Consider the following 20,703-nt stretch of genomic DNA (forward strand, 5'->3'; position numbering starts at 1 on the left):
TAAACAAATATGAAATTTTGGTTTGAGCGCTTGAGATAAATTCATAATTATTGAAATTCTTTCATTAAAAAAATCTATCTAGACGTCTAAATGGCTGCTATATTAGTAAAGAGATACAGAAATGCTTTTGTGGAATGAGGATTATGGCTTTAACGCTTCAAGAGAAAATCATTGACCCTAACCAAGGGGTATATTTAATTGGTACCACACCACCAAAGATTGGCACCGACCCAGAGCAGCTAAAATCAATTGCCGCTAAGCTTTTGGGGCGTTTACATGAGATTGAATACGACGGCGTGATCATCTATGACATTCAAGATGAAAGCAGCCGTACTCAAGTACCACGTCCATTTCCTTTTAAGCACACCGTTGATCCGTGTGAATATAGTCAGTTGATCCGCGAATTGTCACACCTTGATGTAATTACGTATAAAAGTGTGGCACAGCGCGATAGTGAAGCTTTTGGCAATTGGTTAAGCAGCACCAAACAGCAATATGGGTTAAACAATCTAGTTTTAGTGGGCAGCCCGTCTTCACAAGGCGATATTAAGTTACCGCTTTCTGAAGCCTATAAGGTACTGAAGCATCATCAAGATGACTTTTTCTTAGGTGGTGTAACGATTGCAGAGCGCCATGCCAGTAAGCGTAATGAACACGAAAGATTAATTGATAAGACAGAGCAAGGCTGCCAATTCTTTGTTTCCCAAGCAGTGTATGACGCTCAAGCAACCATAGATCTTATCACAAGCTATGCTCGCACCTGTAAACAGCAAGGGCAAACACCAAAACGCATTATTCTTACCTTTACTCCATGTGGTGGAGAAAAGACCTTGCAGTTTATGGAGTGGCTGGGGATCTCAGTACCAGAAGCAACCAAATGGCGCATGTTAGATTCAGAAAACACACTAAGTGAGTCAATTCGTATTTGTAGAGAAAATCTAGATCAAATCTTAAAAAGCTGCTCACATCTAGATATCTCTCTTGGCTTAAATATTGAGAGCTTAACAAACCGAAAAGAAGAAATTGATGCGTCGATAAACCTTTATAGGCTATTGAAGGCGACCATGGAATTATGCCTTGCGGAAAAGCAAATTGCTTAATGCAGTCTAGGGCCTGTTGATCTTCCAAGTTTGTTTTTGCAGCAGTTTGATTGGTATTTATACAAGGCAGAGCCTGCGTAGCATAGTCATTCTATGTAAGTCTGGCGATAACACAGTAGAAATGCCAATCAAGCGCTGCCCTTTGGGTTCACCTGAGTGCGCTTTGTTCATTGTTGCTCAACTTTTGCCTAGATTACTAGGCGGCAAGTCGAGCGTCGCGACCAAAACACACTCAGGAGAACAAAAATCAAACAGCGAAGGCCAACAGGTCCTGGTAAATTGAAAAAGCCAGCTTCATCAAGCTGGCTTTTCTGTTTACCTTGCTGAATTATCCAAAGCTCAGATTAACTTAGGCTCAAGAAAGCGATTAACCCCACCCCAAGTAACAAGCGGTAAATGACAAATGGCATCATGCCCATGCGCTCTATGATTTTCAGGAAAAAGAAGATACAGGCATAAGCAGAGATAAACGACAGTGCCGCACCACTTAATAGCGCATTCCAATCAACCACTTCATCGCCCGTAGCAAGCTCTAAACTGTAATACAACCCCATCATAGAAATGACCGGAATAGACATTAAAAACGAAAAGCGCGCCGCACTTTTCTTATCAAGCCCGAGTAATAAACCTGCGGTGATGGTAATACCTGAACGCGATGTGCCGGGAATAACAGCGGTAATTTGCGCAAGCCCCAGTATCAATGCGCTTTTCCAGTTTAAGGCAAATTCGTCTTTGATCTGTTTTGCTTTCACGTCGGCATACCAAAGCAATAAACCAAATACAATCGTCGATGTTGCAATCACCCAAGCGCTACGTAAATAAACTTCTACGATATCTTTAAGTAGTGGAGCTAAGATCACGAATGGTATGGTGGCAACCACAATACACCAAGTCAGCCGGCTTTCTTTCGAGTGCGTACCTGAGAATGACTTGAACCATCCTGCCAGAAGGCTGACAATGTCTTGTCGAAAATAAATAACGACAGCCAGCAAAGTACCAACATGAACAGCAACATCAAAGGCAAGACCCTGATCTTGCCAACCTAGTACCTGAGAAGGTAGCAGTAAGTGGGCTGAACTCGAAATAGGTAAAAATTCAGTGAGACCTTGAATAATTGCAAGGACGACAATCTCAATAAAGCTCATTGCTTGGGAAACTCCACTTTCCATAATTTTTGAGTTGGGTTGTGATACTCCTGCCATAACTGAGCGATGGTTTTACCCTCAACAGGATGGATAAAATCAGGAGCTAGTTCAGCTAATGGCTGAAGCACGAAGGCATTTTTGGTTATTTCATCCCGAGGCAACTGAGCGGGTGATGAACAAATAAGGTGGTCATAAAAGAGAATATCGAGATCTAATGTGCGTGGACTAAACTTCTTTTCACTACAGCGACGACCATGATCGTATTCTATCGATTTGAGCAGCTTATACACTTCCTCTAAAGACAGCTGTGTTTGTGCAGCAAAGACCGAATTATAAAAGTTATTTCCTGCAAACCCGACGGCTTCACTCTCAAACACACTTGAATGTTGAAAATCCGGAAAGTGTTCTATCAATACCCTCAAGCCACTCAGCAAATTTTTTTCTTTTTCTATGTTTGAGCCGAGACTGATAAAAATTTGTGCCATGATAATTCTACTTCTTACGCACAATTTCTACACCAACCGTTTGTGCTTGTGGCACGGCAGCAGGTTTACTCACTTTTATAAGCACTTGTTGTACATTAAATTCATTTAGGATCATCGCAGCAAGTTGTTCGACTAGAGTTTCCAAAAGCTCAACCGGTTTTGCTTGGGTATGCGCAATAATACGCTCACTCACTTTGGCGTAATCAACCGCCAAATTAATATCGTCATGGCGAGCGGCAGCGCTAATATCGGTCAACATCTCAACATCAAAGTAAAGGCTTTGTTTACTTTCTTTTTCAAAGTCGTACACTCCTATTATGGCTTCGACGTGTAGCTGTGAGATATAGACTTTATCCATGTAAACTCCAAACATGTTTATCGCTGTAATTCACCCGCATTTTCTAATCGCAATTCGCGATCTGTGCAGGACTTAAGACCGCCGATCATAGCCCAAAACAACGCAATAAAAAATAAGGAAGACAGTGTTAATCAGTTTAATGTGCGTATGTGCTTATTTATTGGGATCGATTTCCTCAGCGATTCTGGTGTGTCGGTTATTCAACCTGCCAGATCCACGCTTTAATGGTTCTAATAATCCAGGCGCAACCAATGTATTAAGATTGGGAGGAAAGATCCCAGCTGCGCTGGTGCTCGTCTTCGATATTTTAAAGGGAACCATCCCAGTGTGGGGGGCCTACTTTCTGAAAATAGAACCTGTGTGGTTAGGTGCTATAGCCGTAAGCGCATGCCTTGGTCACATTTATCCTATTTTCTTCCACTTTAACGGTGGTAAAGCGGTAGCAACAGCATTTGGTGCGCTATTACCCATTGGCTTGTCATTAGGTGGGCTATTGATTAGTACGTGGCTCGTGGTGCTTGCGCTAACACGCTACTCTTCACTCGCAGCAATTGTCGCGGTCGCAGCTGCTCCACTTTACACATGGTGGATAAAACCGCTTTATACGGTGCCGGTGAGCTTTTTAACTGTGGTGATTATTATTCGTCATAGGGCAAATATTAAAAGGCTCTTAAGTGGTAAAGAGCCTAAGGTGGGGAAAAAGTCTAAAGACTAGACTTTTTCTAGACTATCCAGTGGCCAACGCGGTTTAGTCTTCATATCAAGTGGCGCATGCTGACCTGATTTTAGGCGCTGCATTCCTGCATAAGCTATCATCGCCCCATTGTCTGTACAAAATTCAGTGCGCGGGTAATAAACTCGCCCTTTCATGCCAAGCATCATGCGCTCAAGCTTTTGCCTAAGTTCAGTATTGGCGCTGACGCCACCTGCAATCACAAGGCTTTTAATGCCTGTTTCTTTCAGTGCCCGCTTACATTTAATCGCTAGCGTTTCTACGACCGCAGTTTGAAAGGCATGAGCGATATCTGCTTTCGTTTGCTCATCATCGCCTTCATTACGAATCGTGTTTGCCGCTGCGGTTTTTAATCCACTGAAGCTAAAATCAAGACCAGGTCTGTCTGTCATCGGTTTTGGAAAAGTAAATCGCCCTGCTTGACCCTGTGTCGCCATTTTCGCAAGCATTGGGCCGCCTGGATAATCAAGACCGAGCAGCTTGGCGGTTTTATCAAATGCTTCCCCAGCGGCATCATCCACTGATTCACCAAGTACCTCATATTCACCGATACCTGAGACTTTGACCATCATGGTATGGCCACCAGAGACTAGCAGCGCGACGAATGGGAACTCTGGTTTATCGTCTTCAAGCATAGGAGCAAGCAAATGGCCTTCCATATGATGTACGGCAACGGCTGGGATCCCCCAACCAAACGCTAACGAGCGACCAATTGAGGTGCCTACCAACAAAGCACCGACCAAACCCGGCCCTGCGGTATAAGCAATGCCGTCAAGGTCTTCAGGACCACAACCCGCTTCCGCGAAAGCAGCTTCAATCAGAGGAATTGTTTTGCGTACATGATCACGAGAAGCAAGTTCAGGCACTACCCCACCATAATCGGCGTGTACTTTTACCTGAGAATATAATTGATGTGCCAACAGGCCTTGCTCATCATCATAAATAGCAATACCCGTCTCATCACATGAGGATTCTATACCCAAAATACGCAAGTTACTTTCTCCAAACTCTTGACTGCAGCCACTGATTATACGAAATCAACTACTCAAGTTCCAAACCAATATTTGTTTGGCCGTCAGCTAGTGCCAAGGCTTTCAGCGACTTCACCGATTCGCTGCTAATACGCCCCATATTTTCCACATGTTCAATAAGCTCAGCGAGGATTTCAATTTCATACTGCATCTGCGGATGTTCGCGGACTAGATCATTCGTTGGAGATATATCTTCCGCCATCAACATAAACTCGATGTACTTAGCCACCGTTGCCTGAGAAATTTTGGCAACGCTAACAAACTCATGTTCATCTTTTGTCATTAGACCTTGCAACATGCCTAACAGCGCTGTAGCTACGTCGATTGCGGGATAGGTACCAAACATATCAAAATCACTTAGCTCAGGTACATTTGGTTCTACCTTTTCAACCAGCTTTTCTAAGCTAATTTTGCTCTTTGGCAGTAATATTTTCTCCCAGATTAAATTCAGCGCATTTCTGAGCACTTGCTCGTCGCCAAAACCCGTTGCCTCACTAAATAGTGAATAATTTGGCAACATACGCTCAATAATAGCAGCGCCTAAGACTGCCTTTTGAAGATAATTTAACTCTCTAATTCTTTGAAAGTTATTTGCTTTGCTCATGCTTATTTCCACATTGCCAGCAATATTCAAACGCTGGTCCATTTAATTCTGCACAGTGGTTACATAGCCAATCCGACAGCTCGGCGGCACTGCGATGACGTGATTTGTTATAGTTTACCAATATTTCCTGAGCCTCGGGTAACTTTATTGCATAAACAAAGAGCTTGATGGCAGCTTGCTCTGCTGGAATTTCACCAATTGCGCCTGACAAATGCTCACCTTGTAAGCGAACCTGAATATTCGCTTGCTCTAGTTGACCTTTGAGTAAATGTGCTTCAACAAAGCCACTGATAGCGCACAATTGCACCCAATGAAAAGACTGTTCACTCATTGCATTATCTTCACTATTGAATTAGCACTCAATGTGCTCATTTGTTTCTTGATAAAATCATTCATTATCATCACACTTAAACATCAAGCTATTCCATTAAAATACGACTATGACTCTAACAACACCGGGCTTATTATTCCCAGCAATTTCTTTATTGCTACTCGCTTACACCAATCGCTTTTTGGTACTCGCACAATTGATCCGTGAATTAAACGCCCGAGAAGGCGACACCATAAGATCTTTGGTTAAAGCACAAATCGAAAACTTAAGAAAACGAATTAGATTGATCAGACGAATGCAAGTATGGGGCGTAATCGCTTTTTTACTATGTACTTCTTCAATGTTTGCTTTGTTCCTTGAAATATCCTTACTTGGCGTCACATTGTTTGGTGCTAGCCTCTGTAGCCTAACGTTGTCATTGCTACTTTCACTTTATGAAATCCACATTTCTTGCGATGCAATCGAACTAGAATTGCAAAATATCGAGAAAAAACCTCAACAAGATTAGCGGCCTTGTTACTGCCGACTATACTAACGTTGAGTCAGCATAAAAAGAGGAGCAATCTGTGAGCGGATTTTTGTTCTCAGATGAAGTGCTAGAAAGCCCTACAAATAAAATGGCCGATACCTACTGGGATATTCTGGTTGTAGATGATGAAGAAGATATTCACCAAGTGACTAAATTGGTGTTGTCTGGCTTTAAATTCGAGAATAAAGCACTGAGATTTCATCACGCCTACTCAGCACAAGAAGCAAAAGCCATCTTGGACACGGAGCAGAATATCTCTGTAGGCCTCATTGATGTCGTAATGGAAAGTAATCATGCAGGGCTTGATTTAGTGCGATATATCCGCGATGACTTAGAAAACTTTGATATTCGTCTTGTACTGCGCACAGGGCAGCCTGGTGAAGCTCCAGAAGAATCAGTCATTCGCGATTACGATATTAATGACTATAAGAACAAAACAGAGCTTACAGCCGTCAAGCTAAAAACACTACTCTATTCTGCTTTGCGCGCTCATCGGGATATTCAAACTATCGAAAAGCACAAAATGGGACTTGAACGCATTATTGATGCATCTTCTAATTTTTTGAAGTGTAGCAATATTCAGGATTTTGCATCAACTATATTATCCCATGTATCCGCTGTAATGGGATTATCTGACTCAGAAATATATTGTGCGGCAGCGGTAAATCACCAAGCAAATGAACCGACAAAATTTAAACTCCTTGCGGCCTCAGGAGCTGGCGTAGAACCAAGTAATGTTACTTTGCCAGAGAATGTACAAAAACTGTTCATTGAAACACACAATAAAAAATCATCGATCAAAACCCGTAACGAATATATTGGCTATTTCCCTTCACAAGAAGGGAGTGAAACGATGATTTACGTGAGCAAAGATAGCGAACTTCATAGTATGGACTTCCAGCTACTTGAATTTTTTGCAAACAACATTGCACTAGCCTATGACAACTTGAAGCTACGTGAAACCGTCAAAGATTCTCAAAAAGAGCTTTCTTATATCCTTGGTGAAGCTGTCGAAAAACGCTCAAAAGAGACGGGCTCACACGTAAAACGTGTGGCACATTATAGTATGCTTTTGGCTCAGCTTTATGGACTCTCTCATTACCAAGCAGAAATTATCAAACTCGCCTCACCGCTCCATGACATTGGCAAAATCAGTATTCCAGATCAAATCCTAAATAAGCCTGGAAAACTCACTGATGAAGAATGGATAATTATGCAGACCCATGCGCAGCAAGGGTTTGAAATCTTAAAAAATTCAACAAATGAGATTTTGCAATGTGGCGCATTAATCGCTCATCAACATCACGAAAAGTGGGATGGTTCAGGGTATCCTAGAGGTTTAAAGGGAGAGCAAATAAACATCGTTGGCAGGATCACTGCACTGGCGGATGTCTTTGATGCACTCGGGAGTGAGCGCTGTTACAAGCCCGCTTGGCCACTAGATAAAGTAATAGATTTGCTAAATTCTCAGAGCGGTAAACAGTTTGAACCCAAATTGGTTGACCTTTTTCTAAAAAATCTGGAACAATTTATTGAGATACGTGACAGGTATCCTGACTAACTTTGTAATCAGAATGTAAAAACTTCACTTTCTTTTTCCCGTTTGGTGTATTATTATTGGGAAAAGACGTAATAAATGTGTTTTAGTTGAAATTAAAAGGAATTTCACATGAGATTTGAACAACTCGAGCAGTTCGTAGCATTAGGTAATCTAAGACATTTTAGACAGGCCGCAGAACAAACCCAGATCAGTACTTCAGCGCTTACTCGAAGCATCCAAACCCTTGAAGATGAAATAGGTTGTGAACTCGTTAAACGCTCAACACGTTCAGTAAAACTGACTGAACAAGGTGAGCTGTTCTTAAAGTATTGCAAAACAACCTTATCAGAACTTGATCTAACCAAGAAAACCATTAAGCAAAGTTTGTTTGGCCGTGATAACCAAAAGTTAATTATTGGTTATACGACTCAAGCTAGCAGCATCGTGCCAGTTTCTTGCGGTCAGTTTTTAGCTCAGTACCCGAATGTAAAGATCGAAATGCAGTTGCAAGATGAGTTGGAGCTTACTCGTAAGCTGCAACTTGGTGAGATTGATATCAGCGTATATTTACAAAGTGCAAATAGCATAGTGAGTGATATTCACCTGCCTGATCAGTTAGTTTTATTTGTTTCGAGAAATCATCCTCTAGCAAATCAAGACAGCATCAGAAAAGCCGAATTAACGCAATACCCTATGTATGGCTGCTTCTCACAGTCGAAGCAAGTACAAAGTATGCTTAATGAAGCCGTTGACTCGTTAAACAAATCAACCAGCGTTAAAATTGGTAATATTGAACAAGTAATTGATGGTTTGAAGAATAGCAATAGCTTTGCAATTGCGAGTATCGAACATTCAAAAACTATCGCACAAGATCCTAACTTAGTTTTCTTAAAAACCAATAAGGCATTGGACAGAGAGCAATTGATTGTACAAACTAATCACCAAGTTGGTTCGAATGCGCATATAAATCACTTGCTTGAGCTAATTGAGGATGCAGCATCTTCATCTAGCAAGCAAACAGTAACTTATTAGTTGCTAAAAAACGGGCAAATAATCTGTATTACTTGCCCGTTTTTAATAACCTGCTTTAGAGCGGTACAAACCCCAGCACGACACCGACAAAAATCGCCAAACCAACATAGTTATTGTTTAAAAAAGCCCAAAAACATCTGTCTCTATCTCTGTAGCGTATGGCATATTGTTGCCTAATAAGCAGCGCAGAGGCTGCAAGTAAGCCGCACCAAAAAACGAGATTCAACTCAAACGTTACACCAACTGCCGCCATCATCGCGATAAATGTGATGTTGAGCAACGCAATAATATGGAGATCCCATTTACCGAATAAAATCGCAGTAGACTTTACCCCTATCTTCAAATCATCATCCCTATCTACCATAGCGTACATAGTGTCATAAGCGACCGTCCATATTAAATTCGCAACAAACAATACCCAAGCAAGCACTGGCACATTTTGATTTACTGCCATAAAAGCCATCGGTATTGCCCAGCTAAAGGCAGCCCCAAGTACGATTTGAGGTAAGTTTGTATAACGTTTCATGAAAGGATAAACAGAGGCTAACGCTAGTGCTCCAAAGGATAATGCAATGGTTTGCCAGTTTAAAAAAAGCACCAGAATAAAAGCGATTACAACCAAAAAGGCAAATAGTCCTAGCGCTTCTTTACTCGTCACGGCCCCCCTTGCAAGCGGTCTTGTCGCCGTACGCTTTACAGCCCCATCAACCTTGCGATCGGCAAAATCATTGATAACACAGCCCGCACTGCGCATTACAAACACACCGAGTGCAAAAATAACAATAAGCCAAATACTTGGAACACCTTCAGCTGCAAACCACAGTGACCAAAGCGTTGGCCACAATAATAGTAAAGTCCCGATTGGCTTATCTAATCGCATAAGTTGGCTGTAAGCCTGCCATTTCTGGTGGTCAATCATAAAAGCTTTCCGATATAAAGACTTCACAAACTAAAATCTTTGCTTTGCCGTTTTTAAACCAGCTTCTTCTAGCAAATAAACTCTCTGGGGCGACGCCAGTTGTGGGTGCCATAAGTTCAATCAGCGCCGGATAGTCGGAAGTAGATAAGCGAAGATACTCAAGGGTTCCGCGCTGCCAATTTGAATCAGTAAACAGTAACTCACCCAAAGGTGTCTCACCAATTGCATCCATTCCGACAATACATGCTTCCTCATTGAGCCAACTCTGTCCAAATACAGCCACTTTACCATTACAATTCAACGTTACTTCTCGGCACCAAACCTGTTCAGAAAGCTCCATACGTAACGCATTTGGTACACAGCTAAACCCATTGGCAAGCACAGTCACTGAAAACTTATCACAAGCTTCTTTTAGTTTTGCGGTTAGAGATTGGGTCTCTAGTAAGTAAGGAGAAAGTGCTGGCTCAACATCCACCAACTGTGTGTTCTTCAGCCAAGGGAGCTCTAAGGGTAATTGCAAAGGCAACGTTCTATTTCCGTTTTAAAAATCCGCGGTCATAATAGCAGAGCAGAGGCTTTCTAAAAAGTTTATGTTTGTATTGAAGCTACCTGTAAAATCAACGCAATTATGTATAAACTAAGTAAAAAGTAATTTGTATTAGGATACCTAATTAAACATGAGACTGTTGGCTGTTGTACTCACATTATGCATTGCATTAACCACGGCTTCCCCTGTAAAAGCGGACTCAACTATTGGGTATTACGGATTTGAGCCAGATATCATCACAAACTACATAGGTCAATCCAACAAAAAGCTCGGTTATGTCCGTGTTACCGTTGACCTAATGTTGAATGACGTTGCAAATATTGCCGTAGTTGAACACCATACACCTTTACTAAGAGATGCAATCGTACAGATCCTGAGTAAAGAAAACGAAGAAACCATTAAGTCATTGACTGGCAGAGAAGAAATCAGAAAACGCTGTGCTGAAAAGCTAAAAACACTGTTAAAAGAAGAAACTGGGCAGGAAATTGTTCGAGATGTGCTTTTTACTAAATATTTATATCACTAACTGAATCAACTCACACAAGAACTCGGAAGCGCTTGCTCCCGAGTTAGGATACATAATTAATTGTTTTCTTTGAGCAGCCTGTTGATAGGCCAAAATACCGCAACCAACATACCTGATAGCAATCCGAACAAATGCGCCCAGTTAGCCATGTTGATGAAAAACATATCCGTAAATCCAAACAGCATCCAAAGCAGCATAAAACCAATAACAGGCTTAGAGACCAAAGCGGCTCCCGCAGGATTTCGATGACCAATTACCCAGCAAAAGCCTAGTAGTCCGTAGACCACGCCACTTAGTCCACCAAAATTAGCGTCAACAAATAGGAACTGCATAAAATTACTGGTTAAGCCAGTTACAAAGTAGATGCAAACTAACGCCCAGAGTCCTAGTTTCTCTGAAATCTGCGCTCCAAGGTGAAGCCACCAGCTTAAATTAAAAATCAAATGTATGGCGCTAAAATGTATGAGTGTAGGTGCTATCCAAGTCCAAGGTTTATCTAGGGAGAAGCGTAGTGCAGAAAAGATGCCATTGGCGTCACCAAATAACATGGCGACAAAAATAATAATACTGACACCAAAAACGCTCTGTAATAACCAGTTTAATCCCAAAAAGCGCCGTGCTAAGTTTAAGTTTTGGCCTTGGTAGCTAAATAACCCCTGTGTACTTCCTGTTTGCCAAGAAGCCGCTTGATATAACTCTGCCTCGGGTTGCTCCAAAAACGTTTGCCAAAGACGCATAGCAAGCGCTTCATCACCACGCTCTAGCCAAACTTCAACTTGTTGCCCATCGTGACTTTGCAAAACACAATAAATCCCTTGCGTCTTAAAATAATCGACTGCACCTTGTGCTAGTCGTGCATTGTGATAATGGGCTATTAACTTCACTTTTCAATCTCGTTTGGCAACTCACTTGCCCACTGCGTAAAACCGCCATCCATACTGTAAACATCTTCAAAGCCTTGCTCTACTAGATAGTTGGCCGCGCCTTGTGAAGAGATACCGTGATAACACACCACAACAATGGGTTGGTCAAACTCTTTCTCCTGCATAAAATGCGCAAGATTAGCATTAGATAAATGTTCAGCCCCCGGAATATGCCCTTGTACAAAAGTATTTTCATCACGGATGTCTGCTATCACAACATCATCATTGCCTAAAAGCGCTTGTGTGTCTGCTACTGAAATATGTTTAAAAGACATGTGTTATCCATTTAAAACTAAAAAAATAAAAGACGGCTTAAGCCTTATCGACCTAGCCGTCTTTCTATTATAACTACTCATTCATGCACTAAGCAAAGTTGAGCATTAATCCCAATTCAGAATAACTTTACCTGATTGCCCTGAAATCATCGTATCAAAGCCAGTCTGGAAGTCATCAACATGGAACTGATGTGTAATGATTGGATCAAGATTTAAGCCTGACTGGATCAAACTTGCCATTTTGTACCAAGTTTCAAACATTTCACGGCCGTAAATTCCCTTGATCACTAGACCCTTGAAGATCACTTGGTTCCAATCCACCGCCATATCAGAAGGAGGAATGCCCAGCATTGCAATCTTACCACCATGGTTCATGCTGTTTAACATGCCTTTAAATGCAGAAGGAACACCTGACATTTCAAGTCCAACATCGAACCCTTCTGTCATACCAAGGTCTTTCATGACAGTTTCTAGGCTTTCGCTCGCAACATTTACTGCTCGTGTAGCACCCATTTTAGTGGCAAGTTCAAGGCGATATTCGTTTACATCTGTGATCACCACATGACGCGCACCAACGTGTTTGGCCACCGCCGCAGCCATAATACCAATTGGGCCAGCACCAGTAATGAGTACGTCTTCACCAACTAAGTCAAACGACAATGCGGTGTGCACTGCATTACCGAATGGGTCGAAGATAGAAGCGAGTTCGTCAGAGATGTTATCAGGGATCTTAAACGCATTATAAGCAGGAATAACCAGATATTCTGCAAATGAACCTTCGCGGTTAACGCCTACCCCAATGGTGTTACGGCATAGATGGACACGACCTGCACGACAATTACGACAATGACCACATGTGATATGACCTTCACCAGACACTCGGTCGCCAATGCTAAAACCACGCACTTCTTGGCCCATATCGACCACTTCACCTACGTATTCGTGTCCCACAACCATTGGAGTTGGGATCGTGTTTTGTGCCCACTCATCCCATTTGTAGATGTGTACGTCGGTACCACAAATTGCTGTTTTACGGATTTTGATCAATAGATCGTTGTGCCCTACTTCCGGTTTTGGCACATCCGCCATCCAAATTCCTTCTTCAGCTTTCAACTTGGATAATGCTTTCATAGTATTCGCTCGTTAGCTGCACCAGCTTAATGCCGGTGGCAAAATTAAATGACGCCTAGGTCTTTACCAATACGGGTAAAGGCTTCGATTGCTTTGTCTAGCTGCTCAGTCGTATGCGCAGCTGATATTTGTGTTCTGATCCTAGCTTGACCTTTTGGCACGACAGGATAAGAGAAACCGATCACATAGATCCCTTCAGCTAGCAGTCTGTCAGCCATTTCTGAGGCTACTTTAGCATCGCCTAACATAACCGGAATAATAGCGTGATCTTTACCCGCACAAGTAAAGCCAACAGCTTCCATCTTAGTACGGAAGTACGCTGCGTTATCCCATAGTTTAGCACGTAGGGCATCGCCTTCTTTCATCATGTCTAGTACTTTGATTGAAGCAGTAACAATTGAAGGCGCTAGCGAGTTTGAGAATAAATAAGGGCGTGAACGCTGACGTAACCACTCTACGATTTCTTTCTTACCAGAGGTATAACCGCCCGACGCACCGCCAAGCGCCTTACCAAGCGTTCCTGTAATAATATCCACTCGGTCTAATACACCACAGTATTCCGGTGTTCCGCGGCCATTTTCACCAACAAAGCCCACCGCGTGTGAATCATCAACCATCACTAATGCATCGTACTTATCCGCTAAGTCACAAACCGCTTTTAAGTTACAAATAACGCCATCCATTGAGAATACGCCATCGGTGGCGATAAGCTTGGTTTTCACACCGGCTTCATCAGCTGCTATTAACTGCTGCTCAAGATCAGCCATATCGTTGTTAGCGTAGCGGAAACGCTTAGCTTTACATAAACGCACACCATCAATGATAGAAGCGTGATTTAATGAGTCCGAGATAATTGCATCTTCAGGGCCTAAGATAGTTTCGAATAAACCAGCATTGGCATCAAAGCATGAAGAGTAAAGGATAGTATCTTCTGTTTCTAGAAATTCACTGATCTTTGCTTCAAGCGTTTTGTGAATATCTTGCGTACCACAGATAAAGCGCACTGACGCGACACCAAAACCATGGTCATCAAGGCCGCCCTGCGCCGCTTTAATTAGCTCTGGGTGATTCGCCAAACCTAGATAGTTGTTTGCACAGAAGTTAATTACACTTTCGCCAGTCGATACTGCAATTTCAGCTTGCTGCTGAGAAGTGATAATACGCTCTTTTTTATATAATCCTTCAGCTTTTACTTCTTCAATTTGTTGCTGAAGCTGGCTGTAGAAGGCCGATGCTCTCATCTGGGAGTCTCCATTTTTTGCACGGTGATAGTAAGCTACGTATCGCCATAGGCGGTTGTCATTCTCACTATCAGAAGTTAACGCTTGTGCTAATTAGCTCAAGTTAATTGGAACGTACCAATTCAATCATACCTGGTACATTAAAAGATATCTTTATTTTAAAAGGTTCACACAATAAATGCACGATTTGCGACAACTGGCAGCAAACTTTATTTTACTCAGACACACATAGTACGGCTGGTACCTCCGCCAACGAAGCACATACTTTATCCGCGAGCTGTTGTTGCTCTTGACTAAAACTCTGCCCAGACTCAACTAAAATGGCTGTTTTTACGCCAGCGGCGCGGGCAGCCTTGATGTCTGAGACTTTATCACCAATCATAATACTTTGCGCAGGATCCAAGTCATGCTCAGCTATCGCTTGCAGCAGCATCCCGGGTTTTGGTTTACGACAGTCACACTCTACTTTATATGGGCCTTGTGCCTTTTCAGGGTGGTGAGGACAAAAATAAACACCAGCGATGTCAACACCATGCGCCATAAACTGCGCGCACATCCACTCGCTTAACGCGTGAAATTGTGCTTCATTATAGTAACCTCGGCCAATGCCCGACTGATTCGTCACGACCACAATTTTATAACCGGCTTTGCTAAATGCTTGGCAGGCACTGAATACCCCATCGATAAACTCAAAATCCGCGATTTTATGAACATAGGCGTGATCTTTATTAACAACGCCGTCTCTGTCTAAAAATACAGCCTTATGCATTAGTCACGATCCCCTGCTCTTTTGTTACCCGCTCAAACATCGCAATTACGGCTTCAACGGAAATTTGAGACATGAGTTCGCTACCTTTTACCCGTGTTCCCCAGGGCAATTGCTCAGCAGTTTTACCCTTTTGCGCAATGAGGTTTTGATGATAAACCTCAACTACATAGTCTTGATACAGATATGGCCCTGTGCGAGTTGGGTTGGAGTGAGCATATAAACCGATCACCGGCGTTCCAACTGTCACAGCCATATGAGCAGGCCCGGTATCAGGTGCTAACACCAATTCGGCTTGCTCCAGTACACAAAGTAGAGTTTTCAAATCAGTTTTTCCCACTAAGTTTAATAACTCAGCTTGGCTGTGTTGTTGAATTTCGGCTGCTAAGTTTTGCTCAAGTTCCGTTGGGCCACCCGTTATCACCACCTGAAACCCCAATGCAGCAGCATGATCTGCAACCCTCGCATAACGCTCAGGAAGCCAATTGCGCTCGGCTTTACTTGCCGCAGGCGATATCACAAAAACCTTGCCTTCAGGTAATAGCGATTTTGCCGCAGCTCGATGAGCTGCCGTCACTGGCATCTGCCATGTTGGCTCACCGCACTCAGCACCAATTGCACGGGCAAAGTTTTGGAAACCCTCGAGCACATGTGGCGACTGTTGAGGTGCGATCCGCTTATTAATAAACAAACTGTGTAACTCTTTAGAGCGCCCTTTATCAAAGCCTATTTTTTGCTTTGCAGGAATAACTCGCGCAACAAGGTTGGCTCTTAACGCAACCTGCATATGTAGTAATACGTCAAACTTTTGCCCTTTGAACTTTGCCTTTAACGCCTTGAGCGCGGCTTTACCCTGCTTTTTGTCAAATACGACGAGCTCAACACCGGGTAGGTCAGCCAGCAACATGGCTTCCACTTTACCTATCACCCACGTTATTTTCGCTTGCGGATGTGCGCGTTGGATCGCCTGTACAGCACTCACTGCATGGCACACGTCGCCAATCGCAGAAAGTCGCAAAATACAAATAGAGGTCAAGGATTTGCTCAAAACAATAGTTCTCATGGAAAGTAACAAGCGCTTGATCTTAAATTAATCAAACAAGTTTGCAAGTTTCACTGAGGGTGAAAAATCGTTAGAATGTCACAATTGACTCTTAAGAATCCTATATTGTGCAAATCACCAAACAGCCGCAGTGCTATTTACTAACGCCTTCAACCCTAGATTATGATGTTTCAGAAGAAATGTTTGACCCTGAATATTGGCAGAAAAATAATGCGATTGTCGGCTCGAAAGAAGGCCGAGCAACGGCGTGGTTCGTGCGCTTTAATCAAGGCATCGCGGTACTCAAGCACTATTATCGTGGTGGCTTAATCGGCAAGCTGTTAAGTGATCAGTATATTTTTACCAAACTAGAAAATACTCGCGTATATCAAGAGTTTGCTTTGCTAGAGCAACTACAACTACAAGGTTTACCAGTCCCAACACCACTTGGCGCAAGAATATCGCTTCATTTTGGTATTTATCGTGCAGATATTTTGACCGAAGCAGTGTCTGATGCCACCAGTGTTTGCGAAATTTTGCAAGCAAGAGCGCTTGGTACAAATGAACTAGAAAGTATCGGCCACACCATTGCTCAGTTTCATCAAGCCGGCGCCTATCATGATGATTTGAACATCAACAATATTTTGTTTGATGCCAACGGCAAAGTATTTCTAATTGATTTTGATAAGGGCAAAATCATGCAGCCAAACTCAAGTTGGCAGCACGCAAACATGGAGCGTTTGCAACGTTCATTTAAAAAAGAGGCCGGCAAATGGCCGACCTTTTATTTTGATGAAAATCAGTGGCAAGTATTAATGCAAGCCTATCGCAGCGCACGTTAACTTTTTTGTAGCTGTGCCTTTTTAATCACATTGGAAGTCGAGCAGCCATCCAAAAATGCTAACACCTCGACTTTTCCACCTTGATTAAGCACATGCTCTGCACCTGCAATATCTTCTACTTTATAGTCACCACCTTTGACCAAAATGTCAGGGCTGACCATTTCTATCAGCTTAGCTGGTGTGTCATTTTCTTCAACACTGCCAAACGGAATAACCCAATCCACAGAAGCGAGTGCAGATAACACCATAGCCCGCTCTTTCAATGGATTGATTGGGCGTTCAGGTCCTTTGAGACGCGAGATCGATTCATCATTATTTAACCCAACGACGAGTCTGTCGCCCATCGCTTTAGCTTGCGCTAAATAACGTACATGGCCTGCATGGAGAATATCAAAGCAGCCGTTGGTAAACACAATGGTTTCGCCATTTTGCTTGGCAAAAGTAATGTGCTTAAGCACTTCTTCAAATGGCGTTTGGTAGTGTTCACCCGTTTCTCTAAGATATTGACCCAGCTTGCGACTCAATTCTTCCGGTGACACCGTTGCAGCGCCTAGTTTACTCACTGCAATGCCAGCGGCAATATTTGCTACTTCCACCGCGTCTTTAGCGGACATTCCTGCGCCTAACATCGTCGTAAGTGTGGCGATCACGGTATCGCCCGCCCCCGTAACATCGCTGACTTCCTGTACTTGAGCTGGGAAATCAAACTTTTCAGTACTGGTTATCAAAGACATGCCTTGCTCGGAGCGAGTCAGCAACATAGCCCCGATCCCTGATGTTTTCAGTAGTTCGCGCGCACTAGAGGTGAGTGCTTCTTCGCAGCTTGTATCTCCACCAGCGAGTTTAAATTCGTTTAAGTTAGGCGTGATAAAATCAGCACCTTGATAGAGGCTCAAGTCACTATTTTTAGGGTCAATAAGTACCGTTTTACCAGCGGCTTTAGCAACCGCAATCATTTCTGAAATGGCGCACAGAGCTCCCTTGTTGTAGTCGCTAAATAACACAAAGTCATACTTATCAACTACTTGCTTAAGACGCTCAAGTAGTAGTTGACTGTGAGATAACTGAAAGGGCTCTTCTAAATCGAGTCTGACCACTTGCTGATGACGGCTGATCACACGCATTTTCGCGATAGTCGGCAGCTCAACAACGTTAACTAAGCTAGATTCAATGTTTTCTTTGGTAAGGATAGCCTCAAGCGTTTTACCATTATCATCTTCGCCGATAAGTCCAAGCAAACCCACCTTGCCATCTAGGTGAGCGATGTTTTTGGCAACGTTCGCTGCACCACCAGCCTTATCTTCCAACGCGCTGACTTTAACCACAGGTACAGGAGCCTCTGGAGAAATACGCCCGGTATCTCCATGCCAGTATCTATCCAACATAACATCACCAACTACCAATACTTTGGCTTGATTTAGCTGTTGGAGTGCTGCTAAATTCATGCCTTTTGCTCCGCCGCAACGAGCATATCGACCGCTTCGCATAACCAGTGACCAATAAACATATGCGCTTCTTGAATACGCGCGGTCTCGTCGTTTGCGATAATAATCGGTAATTTAGCAATGTCCTTCACTTTGCCACCGGTTCTACCAGTCAGCGCAACAGTAAACGCGCCAATTTCATTTGCGGCTTGAAGTGCCAAATTGATATTAGGGCTCGTGCCTGATGTGGTTAAACCAATCACCATATCTTCCGGTTTACAAAGTGCCTGAACCTGACGTTCAAATACGGAGTCAAAGTGATAGTCATTGCTGTGCGCGGTCAAAATTGAGGTGTCGGTAGTTAATGCAATCGAAGCCAAAGGACCACGCTCTAATTTGTAACGCACCACAAATTCTGCAGCTAGATGCTGCGCATCTGCCGCGCTGCCACCATTACCAAACCAAATGACCTTACCACCGGCTGCTAATGTGCTTTGGCATGCTTCAAGTAGCTCAACACATTCTTGGTGATAGTTTGCCATTGTTTCAAAAACATCAACATGGCGCTGTAAGCTTGCTAAGTAGCTTTGTGCTACTTGTTCATTCAATGACATATTTGTTCCTAAACTATTCTATGCTTGTCCCGCGTGATACCTACCAGTATACATGGACTGATAACCAAGTGTAATTCTCACCGAAGACATCTTTACCCAAGGTTAATTTAGTTTCTACTTGCTTGCTATAAGCTTCGCCAATATGTGCCAGCTCAAACTCGTAGCCACGTTCGTACTCTGCGCCAAGCTCACCAAGTTCATTCAAATAATTACTTTCATTATCGATAACTGAAAGCTTAGCTCTCCATAATGAACGATAATCTGATTGGTAAGTACCTTCTAAAACGTGAATTTGCGTCGGTGCACCATCATCAAACTGGCGATGGTTTGCAGCAAAATGCCCAACGCCAAATCCGTCGATCGTATTGCCATAAGTATCGTAAATTTCGTTTACATACCATAAGCTTTCCATATCAGTAAACTCATAGCGTAATGAAGTCGTTGAAGTCAATTGAGGGAGAAAAACACCAACATTCACAACCGTATTACCAAACAAATAATTTTTATGGTTATCGCTATCCTCGCCACCATATTCTAAATACCATTGTGCTTGAGTGCCGTAATTTGTGGTAAAGCTGGTCGTGATCGTTGCCCACTGATCGCCTAGTTCATCATCTTGGGTGAGATCACCTATCTTATTATCGTTTCCAACAGGGTCAAAATAAGCCTTAATGAAGTCCTTAAAATCTACTTTTCTGGGCCCGCCTCCGAATTGCATGACTCTGTTTAGACCGATTTTCCATCCAGCTAATGGCTCTACACTAAAATGACTACCCGCTATTTTAGGCGTTCCATCGTGAAGCGTGCCTTGAAAACGAATCCCGTCATGGACTTTCTCAAGTTCAGAGTAAAACAGTTCAAAATCGAAGTTCCACCAATTTCTAATAGGCACAACTAAACCCAAAGAAGCTGATAATGAGGGTCTAGCATTATTGGAATATACTTGAGCCGAATGCTTAAATGGTGAAAACCAATGTTCCTTATATCCTAAATTAAGCTGCAAATTACCGTAGGACATACCATAAAAAGTATTGTATGGAACAAGCTTGTTTGCATCTACTCGATACTCAGCACCGATTTGTAAAATGCTTGATTCGCTTCCACGCCAAACACCACCGAGTCCCAATTCAGCATATTCACCACTGTAATTTCCTCTGTCGTTGGCTATTTGCTTTTCTTCACCGCTATCAACACGTAGTGTTATCGACCTTTGCGTCAACGCATCATTCTGCAGATAAGGCGCTATCCCCTGACTAATACTCTGCTGTAATGTGGCATCAATATGCCTAAGCTTCATCAAATGCATCTTGATTTCACTGATACGGTAAGGCTTTGCCATAGGCATACCAACGGTCAACGCAAACATCTTATCGATTTGATATTCCAACAGCGGATCTTGTCCAATGGGTAAATAAGCTGTGGGGCTCGCAAAAGCGAGATTCGAAGCTAATAAACTACAGCAAGCGAGTACTCGAGCTAAATTCATTTTGTTATTCCATTACTTTTAATGCGCTAAATACTACCAAACCAAAAGCCCATAGGCATCTATTGAACTGTGTAAAATT

Annotated in this window: 24 protein-coding genes; 7 read left to right on the forward strand and 17 right to left on the reverse strand. The window is 42.8% G+C overall.

The window, feature by feature from the left end; all coding sequences use genetic code 11:
- The first annotated feature begins 143 nt into the window (after window positions 1-143).
- Window positions 144-1,100, forward strand: a complete 957-nt coding sequence (locus JJQ94_RS20350) for a methylenetetrahydrofolate reductase (RefSeq protein ID WP_039491358.1) — start codon at window positions 144-146, stop codon at window positions 1,098-1,100.
- 344 nt (window positions 1,101-1,444) lie between these two features.
- On the opposite strand, the gene JJQ94_RS20355 is transcribed toward JJQ94_RS20350, so the two are convergent.
- From JJQ94_RS20355 to folB, 3 genes are read right to left on the reverse strand one after another with little or no spacing between them, the layout of a single operon-like run.
- A complete protein-coding gene (locus tag JJQ94_RS20355; protein WP_010607635.1) occupies window positions 1,445-2,245 on the reverse strand; it encodes an undecaprenyl-diphosphate phosphatase in 801 nt (266 codons plus the stop codon).
- Window positions 2,242-2,730 (reverse strand): 2-amino-4-hydroxy-6-hydroxymethyldihydropteridine diphosphokinase, encoded by a 489-nt coding sequence (gene folK / locus JJQ94_RS20360; protein ID WP_099030469.1) that lies wholly within the window; start codon window positions 2,728-2,730, stop codon window positions 2,242-2,244. The genes JJQ94_RS20355 and folK overlap by 4 nt, the downstream gene beginning before the upstream one ends.
- Window positions 2,731-2,737: 7 nt before the next feature.
- Window positions 2,738-3,088, reverse strand: coding sequence for a dihydroneopterin aldolase (gene folB / locus JJQ94_RS20365; protein ID WP_017216518.1), 351 nt, complete (start codon window positions 3,086-3,088; stop codon window positions 2,738-2,740).
- Window positions 3,089-3,212: 124 nt separating this feature from the next.
- Between folB and plsY the strand changes: the two genes are divergently transcribed.
- A complete protein-coding gene (gene plsY / locus JJQ94_RS20370) occupies window positions 3,213-3,803 on the forward strand; it encodes a glycerol-3-phosphate 1-O-acyltransferase PlsY (RefSeq protein ID WP_029215929.1) in 591 nt (196 codons plus the stop codon).
- Here the strand turns inward: plsY and tsaD are convergent.
- From tsaD to JJQ94_RS20385, 3 genes are read right to left on the reverse strand one after another with little or no spacing between them, the layout of a single operon-like run.
- Window positions 3,800-4,813, reverse strand: a complete 1,014-nt coding sequence (gene tsaD / locus JJQ94_RS20375) for a tRNA (adenosine(37)-N6)-threonylcarbamoyltransferase complex transferase subunit TsaD (RefSeq protein ID WP_099030468.1) — start codon at window positions 4,811-4,813, stop codon at window positions 3,800-3,802. The two genes, plsY and tsaD, sit on opposite strands and share 4 nt — an antisense overlap.
- A gap of 49 nt (window positions 4,814-4,862) precedes the next feature.
- Window positions 4,863-5,456 carry a YjaG family protein gene (locus JJQ94_RS20380; RefSeq protein ID WP_099030467.1) on the reverse strand — a complete coding sequence of 198 codons (594 nt, stop codon included), beginning with the start codon at window positions 5,454-5,456 and terminating at the stop codon, window positions 4,863-4,865.
- Window positions 5,440-5,787 (reverse strand): putative signal transducing protein, encoded by a 348-nt coding sequence (locus JJQ94_RS20385; RefSeq protein ID WP_010607629.1) that lies wholly within the window; start codon window positions 5,785-5,787, stop codon window positions 5,440-5,442. The genes JJQ94_RS20380 and JJQ94_RS20385 overlap by 17 nt, the downstream gene beginning before the upstream one ends.
- Before the next feature lie 109 nt (window positions 5,788-5,896).
- Between JJQ94_RS20385 and JJQ94_RS20390 the strand changes: the two genes are divergently transcribed.
- The 3 genes from JJQ94_RS20390 to JJQ94_RS20400 all read left to right on the forward strand — a co-directional run bounded on the left by JJQ94_RS20390 (window position 5,897) and on the right by JJQ94_RS20400 (window position 8,888).
- Window positions 5,897-6,295 (forward strand): DUF2721 domain-containing protein, encoded by a 399-nt coding sequence (locus tag JJQ94_RS20390; RefSeq protein ID WP_010374626.1) that lies wholly within the window; start codon window positions 5,897-5,899, stop codon window positions 6,293-6,295.
- A gap of 58 nt (window positions 6,296-6,353) precedes the next feature.
- Window positions 6,354-7,877 carry a DUF3369 domain-containing protein gene (locus tag JJQ94_RS20395; protein ID WP_099030466.1) on the forward strand — a complete coding sequence of 508 codons (1,524 nt, stop codon included), beginning with the start codon at window positions 6,354-6,356 and terminating at the stop codon, window positions 7,875-7,877.
- 108 nt (window positions 7,878-7,985) lie between these two features.
- A complete protein-coding gene (locus JJQ94_RS20400; RefSeq protein ID WP_017216523.1) occupies window positions 7,986-8,888 on the forward strand; it encodes a LysR family transcriptional regulator in 903 nt (300 codons plus the stop codon).
- Window positions 8,889-8,943: 55 nt separating this feature from the next.
- On the opposite strand, the gene ubiA is transcribed toward JJQ94_RS20400, so the two are convergent.
- Window positions 8,944-9,807 carry a 4-hydroxybenzoate octaprenyltransferase gene (gene ubiA, locus JJQ94_RS20405; RefSeq protein ID WP_099030465.1) on the reverse strand — a complete coding sequence of 288 codons (864 nt, stop codon included), beginning with the start codon at window positions 9,805-9,807 and terminating at the stop codon, window positions 8,944-8,946.
- Window positions 9,800-10,327 (reverse strand): chorismate--pyruvate lyase family protein, encoded by a 528-nt coding sequence (locus tag JJQ94_RS20410; RefSeq protein WP_236596528.1) that lies wholly within the window; start codon window positions 10,325-10,327, stop codon window positions 9,800-9,802. The genes ubiA and JJQ94_RS20410 overlap by 8 nt, the downstream gene beginning before the upstream one ends.
- 157 nt (window positions 10,328-10,484) lie before the next feature.
- Here JJQ94_RS20410 and JJQ94_RS20415 point away from each other — a divergent pair, with 157 nt between their 5' ends.
- A complete protein-coding gene (locus JJQ94_RS20415; protein WP_039491379.1) occupies window positions 10,485-10,880 on the forward strand; it encodes a flagellar basal body-associated protein FliL in 396 nt (131 codons plus the stop codon).
- A 56-nt stretch (window positions 10,881-10,936) separates the two neighbouring features.
- Here JJQ94_RS20415 and glpG read toward each other — a convergent pair whose 3' ends face one another.
- The 6 genes from glpG to JJQ94_RS20445 form a co-directional block, all read right to left on the reverse strand.
- A complete protein-coding gene (glpG, locus tag JJQ94_RS20420; RefSeq protein WP_099030463.1) occupies window positions 10,937-11,764 on the reverse strand; it encodes a rhomboid family intramembrane serine protease GlpG in 828 nt (275 codons plus the stop codon).
- A complete protein-coding gene (gene glpE, locus JJQ94_RS20425) occupies window positions 11,761-12,078 on the reverse strand; it encodes a thiosulfate sulfurtransferase GlpE (protein ID WP_099030462.1) in 318 nt (105 codons plus the stop codon). Before glpE ends, glpG begins: the two co-directional genes overlap by 4 nt.
- A 105-nt stretch (window positions 12,079-12,183) precedes the next feature.
- Window positions 12,184-13,209 carry an L-threonine 3-dehydrogenase gene (gene tdh, locus JJQ94_RS20430; RefSeq protein ID WP_010374618.1) on the reverse strand — a complete coding sequence of 342 codons (1,026 nt, stop codon included), beginning with the start codon at window positions 13,207-13,209 and terminating at the stop codon, window positions 12,184-12,186.
- A 44-nt stretch (window positions 13,210-13,253) separates the two neighbouring features.
- Window positions 13,254-14,450 carry a glycine C-acetyltransferase gene (locus JJQ94_RS20435; protein WP_010374617.1) on the reverse strand — a complete coding sequence of 399 codons (1,197 nt, stop codon included), beginning with the start codon at window positions 14,448-14,450 and terminating at the stop codon, window positions 13,254-13,256.
- Window positions 14,451-14,664: 214 nt separating this feature from the next.
- The gene (gmhB, locus tag JJQ94_RS20440; RefSeq protein ID WP_099030461.1) at window positions 14,665-15,219 is read right to left on the reverse strand and encodes a D-glycero-beta-D-manno-heptose 1,7-bisphosphate 7-phosphatase; all 555 of its coding nucleotides are present in this window, start codon (window positions 15,217-15,219) and stop codon (window positions 14,665-14,667) included.
- On the reverse strand, window positions 15,212-16,279 hold the full coding sequence (locus tag JJQ94_RS20445; protein WP_099030460.1) for a glycosyltransferase family 9 protein: 1,068 nt from the start codon (window positions 16,277-16,279) through the stop codon (window positions 15,212-15,214). Before JJQ94_RS20445 ends, gmhB begins: the two co-directional genes overlap by 8 nt.
- Before the next feature lie 107 nt (window positions 16,280-16,386).
- On the opposite strand from JJQ94_RS20445, the gene JJQ94_RS20450 reads away from it, so the two are divergent.
- A complete protein-coding gene (locus JJQ94_RS20450) occupies window positions 16,387-17,100 on the forward strand; it encodes a 3-deoxy-D-manno-octulosonic acid kinase (RefSeq protein WP_099030459.1) in 714 nt (237 codons plus the stop codon).
- Here JJQ94_RS20450 and hldE read toward each other — a convergent pair.
- The 3 genes from hldE to JJQ94_RS20465 are packed head-to-tail and all read right to left on the reverse strand — an operon-like array spanning window position 17,097 to window position 20,624.
- Window positions 17,097-18,545 carry a bifunctional D-glycero-beta-D-manno-heptose-7-phosphate kinase/D-glycero-beta-D-manno-heptose 1-phosphate adenylyltransferase HldE gene (gene hldE, locus JJQ94_RS20455; RefSeq protein WP_099030458.1) on the reverse strand — a complete coding sequence of 483 codons (1,449 nt, stop codon included), beginning with the start codon at window positions 18,543-18,545 and terminating at the stop codon, window positions 17,097-17,099. The two genes, JJQ94_RS20450 and hldE, sit on opposite strands and share 4 nt — an antisense overlap.
- Window positions 18,542-19,138, reverse strand: a complete 597-nt coding sequence (locus tag JJQ94_RS20460) for an SIS domain-containing protein (RefSeq protein ID WP_099030457.1) — start codon at window positions 19,136-19,138, stop codon at window positions 18,542-18,544. Before JJQ94_RS20460 ends, hldE begins: the two co-directional genes overlap by 4 nt.
- 40 nt (window positions 19,139-19,178) lie before the next feature.
- Window positions 19,179-20,624 carry a capsule assembly Wzi family protein gene (locus JJQ94_RS20465; protein ID WP_099030456.1) on the reverse strand — a complete coding sequence of 482 codons (1,446 nt, stop codon included), beginning with the start codon at window positions 20,622-20,624 and terminating at the stop codon, window positions 19,179-19,181.
- Window positions 20,625-20,703 lie beyond the last annotated feature (79 nt).

Source organism: Pseudoalteromonas sp. GCY (assembly GCF_016695175.1).
Taxonomy (GTDB): Bacteria; Pseudomonadota; Gammaproteobacteria; order Enterobacterales; family Alteromonadaceae; genus Pseudoalteromonas.

What these genes read in the sequence shown, in the direction of transcription:
- JJQ94_RS20400 (WP_017216523.1), top strand. Translation starts at nt 7,986, where the DNA reads ATGAGATTTGAACAACTCGAGCAGTTCGTAGCATTAGGTAATCTAAGA.
- folK (WP_099030469.1), bottom strand. Translation starts at nt 2,730, where the DNA reads ATGGCACAAATTTTTATCAGTCTCGGCTCAAACATAGAAAAAGAAAAA.
- hldE (WP_099030458.1), bottom strand. Translation starts at nt 18,545, where the DNA reads ATGAATTTAGCAGCACTCCAACAGCTAAATCAAGCCAAAGTATTGGTA.
- ubiA (WP_099030465.1), bottom strand. Translation starts at nt 9,807, where the DNA reads ATGATTGACCACCAGAAATGGCAGGCTTACAGCCAACTTATGCGATTA.
- gmhB (WP_099030461.1), bottom strand. Translation starts at nt 15,219, where the DNA reads ATGCATAAGGCTGTATTTTTAGACAGAGACGGCGTTGTTAATAAAGAT.
- glpE (WP_099030462.1), bottom strand. Translation starts at nt 12,078, where the DNA reads ATGTCTTTTAAACATATTTCAGTAGCAGACACACAAGCGCTTTTAGGC.
- JJQ94_RS20415 (WP_039491379.1), top strand. Translation starts at nt 10,485, where the DNA reads ATGAGACTGTTGGCTGTTGTACTCACATTATGCATTGCATTAACCACG.
- tdh (WP_010374618.1), bottom strand. Translation starts at nt 13,209, where the DNA reads ATGAAAGCATTATCCAAGTTGAAAGCTGAAGAAGGAATTTGGATGGCG.
- folB (WP_017216518.1), bottom strand. Translation starts at nt 3,088, where the DNA reads ATGGATAAAGTCTATATCTCACAGCTACACGTCGAAGCCATAATAGGA.
- JJQ94_RS20390 (WP_010374626.1), top strand. Translation starts at nt 5,897, where the DNA reads ATGACTCTAACAACACCGGGCTTATTATTCCCAGCAATTTCTTTATTG.
- JJQ94_RS20350 (WP_039491358.1), top strand. Translation starts at nt 144, where the DNA reads ATGGCTTTAACGCTTCAAGAGAAAATCATTGACCCTAACCAAGGGGTA.
- JJQ94_RS20465 (WP_099030456.1), bottom strand. Translation starts at nt 20,624, where the DNA reads ATGAATTTAGCTCGAGTACTCGCTTGCTGTAGTTTATTAGCTTCGAAT.
- JJQ94_RS20355 (WP_010607635.1), bottom strand. Translation starts at nt 2,245, where the DNA reads ATGAGCTTTATTGAGATTGTCGTCCTTGCAATTATTCAAGGTCTCACT.
- JJQ94_RS20385 (WP_010607629.1), bottom strand. Translation starts at nt 5,787, where the DNA reads ATGAGTGAACAGTCTTTTCATTGGGTGCAATTGTGCGCTATCAGTGGC.
- JJQ94_RS20435 (WP_010374617.1), bottom strand. Translation starts at nt 14,450, where the DNA reads ATGAGAGCATCGGCCTTCTACAGCCAGCTTCAGCAACAAATTGAAGAA.
- JJQ94_RS20460 (WP_099030457.1), bottom strand. Translation starts at nt 19,138, where the DNA reads ATGTCATTGAATGAACAAGTAGCACAAAGCTACTTAGCAAGCTTACAG.
- JJQ94_RS20380 (WP_099030467.1), bottom strand. Translation starts at nt 5,456, where the DNA reads ATGAGCAAAGCAAATAACTTTCAAAGAATTAGAGAGTTAAATTATCTT.
- JJQ94_RS20445 (WP_099030460.1), bottom strand. Translation starts at nt 16,279, where the DNA reads ATGAGAACTATTGTTTTGAGCAAATCCTTGACCTCTATTTGTATTTTG.